This is a genomic window from Moorena sp. SIO3I6, assembly GCF_010672095.1.
In genome coordinates this window covers 1-3,095 of the sequence record NZ_JAAHHU010000498.1, presented here as the reverse complement: position 1 = coordinate 3,095, position 3,095 = coordinate 1, and the positions used below count along the sequence as shown (strand labels likewise).

At 43.9% G+C, this 3,095-nt stretch carries 2 protein-coding genes; both read left to right on the top strand.

The genetic code is table 11. The features are described 5' to 3' along the window. A partial coding sequence (locus F6K49_RS38585) for a biotin/lipoyl-binding protein (protein ID WP_293105723.1) occupies positions 1-1,250 on the top strand: 1,250 nt, incomplete at its 5' end. Between the two features lie 457 nt (positions 1,251-1,707). Further along, positions 1,708-3,095 (top strand): efflux RND transporter permease subunit (locus F6K49_RS38580; protein WP_293105721.1); only part of this gene is annotated, 1,388 nt, incomplete at its 3' end.

The window sequence follows — 3,095 nt, the reverse complement described above, 5'->3', positions numbered from 1 at the left end:
TGACCTTCCAAACCTCAGGAACTATCACCTATCTCAAAAAAGTTAATGGACGGGATCTGCGAGAGGGAGATTTTGTCAAAAAGGGTGAATTACTAGCAAAATTAGATGACCGCAGACTGCGAGCAGAGCTGGCACAAGCTGAAGCCCAAACTGCTGAAGCTCAGACCCAAAGGGTAACAGCACAGGCTAACTTGTCTCAAGCTCAAGCAAATGTAGAACAAACCAAAGCACAAGTAATCAGCGCCCAAGCCCAGTTTGAAGCAGCAAAAAATGATTTTGATTTAGCGATATCTGAATTCAAACGCCGTCAAGAACTGTTCGATTCCGGTGTAATCTCAGAAAGTGATGTTGATGTCTACAGAAATAGAGCCGAGGATGCTCAATCCCAAGTCAGAGCAGCACAAGCTCAAGTTAATGCTGCCAAGAGCAATGTCAAAGCGGCTGAAAGTCAGTTAGCATCTGCCCAGTCACAATTAACTGCTACTGTTGCCCAGATTGCTTCAGCCAAGGCTGGGCAAACTCGCTCTACTATTAGTTTAGAAGATACGGAAATTGTAGCACCTTTTGATGGAATTGTAGCCCACCTTAATATCCGAGAGGGAGACTTCTGGACAACCCAAATTTTAAACAGTGTAAACACTAGTAATTATCAGACTGTAGTCGATTCAGTGCCTATCATTGTCAATGACCCTAGCGCTTATGAAGTCGATGTGGAACTACCCACCTTTTATGGCCCATTGGTGCAACCGGGTCAATCAGCTTATGTGGTGTTAGATCAAGACATGAGTACTGCCTCTACTAGAGGCATCACCCAACAGGAATTGTTTCGCCTTGCTAAAGCCCGAGGCGCAATTTTTTCAGTCAGTCCTTCGGTTAACCCTGGTGAGCGTTCTGTACACGTGACCATCCGCCTGTACCAAGGAAGTAAGAATGTACTGGATCGAGAGCGAGTTTCTGTTTGGATTGCTGTGGAAGAAAACCCCACAGCCCTAAGTGTTCCTCTTAATGCAATTGTCTACCGAGACCAGAAACCCTATGTATTTGTTGTAAATCAACAAGAAAACGTCGTCAAACTGCGTCCGGTAACAGAGGGTATTCAGGGGATTTCTCTGCAAGAAATTACAAGTGGTGTTGAACTTGGCGACTTAGTGGTCACAGAAGGACTAAATCGCTTAGTTGATGGCACACCAGTTGAAGTGATTAACTATAGCAAAGGGAACAGGGAACAGGGAGTAGGGAGTAGGGAGTAGGGAGTAGGGAATATGGCATCAAAAATTATCACAATTCATTTAAACTCCGTATAGGAATTTTGTAAGTTGGTAATTGGAGTTTTTCAGTACCTTTTATGCTAAAGTTCCAGTCAAAAAAATCAGAAAGCTTTATACACAAGGAAAATTAGGCTATTCAACTAACAAAAATTACTGAATACAGCCTCTTCCCACTTTTCCCTGTTCCCGTCTTGATGCAGTCGCTCATGGTTTGAATTTACCGTAAGATAGTGGAGCCTTATTAAAAAATATTTAACCCTTTTCTGCATAACCTGCTAACTATAAAGGCTCCACTATCTAAGGTTTTGTCTCCGGGGGAAACCCCCAAGACCGCGCTGCATCGCTGTTCCCTGTTCCCTATTACAGACTGTTTATTTAGCATAACAGTTACGGTAGAGCCGTAATTGGTCAGATAACGTTTTCCTTTGGTAGGTAATTGATGAGTAGTAAGCTGGTTTCCTCCAACTCTAAACCTGAGGTTTTACAGGATAAATTACATCATAATGGGCATAATGGGCATGATGTGCCTGATGTTAACCGGGCCTCAGGTTTAGCTAAATTCTTTTTCCTGAAAACAGTATTTGGTATTCTCTTGATCGTTTTGCTAACCTTTGGTGGGTTGATGGGTTATCAGTCGATGGTCAAAGAAGCCGATCCAGATGTGGAAATTCCGATGGCGATAGTGACTACTACTTGGCCAGGGGCTGACCCAGAAACCATAGAAACTCAAGTCACCGATAAAATTGAAAAAGAACTCAAATCCCTAAAGGGATTGAAGAAAGTTGAGAGTGCTTCTTTCAACGGTTTCTCGCAGATATCAGTGGAATTCCAAGCTAATGCCAATGTTCAGGAGTCGATGGCACTGCTGCGGCAAAAAGTTGATGATGCTGAACCAGAGATTAATTCAGAGGCTGAGCAACCAAATATAGAGCAAATCTCTGCCCAAGATGTCCCGATTTTCTCGATTGCTTTATATGGTAATCTCGATCCGGCGGTGTTCAGTCGGGCGGCGGAAGATATTCAAGAAAGACTAGAAAAAGTCTCGGATGTACGGGAGGTTAATTTAGCAGGACAACGGAAAGAAGTTATCAATGTCCAACTTATCCCCAGCCGCATGATTGCTTTGGGGATTTCCCCAACCACAGTAAGTGACCGCCTCAGAGTTGCTAACCAGGATATGCCCTGGGACCAGATTGAAAACGAACAGATTGGGGCTCAGGTGCGATTGTACGGTAGGTTTCGTACCTTGGAAGATTTACGTAGCTTGCCTATCACTCGTTTGGGTGGTACTAATGGTAGGGTAGTGCGCCTCGATGAAGTTGCCTTAGTACGTCGGGATTTGGAAAGGGAAAAGACTCGTGCTTTCATTAGTTGGCAGGGTTCTGAGTTTGAACCCACCGTCAGCATGGATGTAGTGAAAGTACCAGGGTCTGACTCGATTAAGGTAATCGAAAAAACCTTAGAAGAACTGGAATCTCTTAAGCAAGACCTCAATGTCTGGCCTTTTGGGATGGATTATCGGATTACCTACAGGCAGGACGAAGAGATTCACGATGAGCAGAATAGCCTGATCAGTAATGTGCTTCAGGCCGTGATTGGTGTTTTTATCATCTTGTTCATTGCCCTGACCTGGCGAGAAGCAATGATTGCTGGGTTATCGATTCCTTTAACCTTTCTCGGAGCTATATTTCTGCTCTGGATTGGTGGGTACACCCTCAACAATATGATCTTATATGGGATGGTAATAGCACTAGGATTGCTGGTGGATGTATTCATCTTAATGATGGAGGGGATGCATGATGGACTGTTTGTGGAAGGGTTAACCTT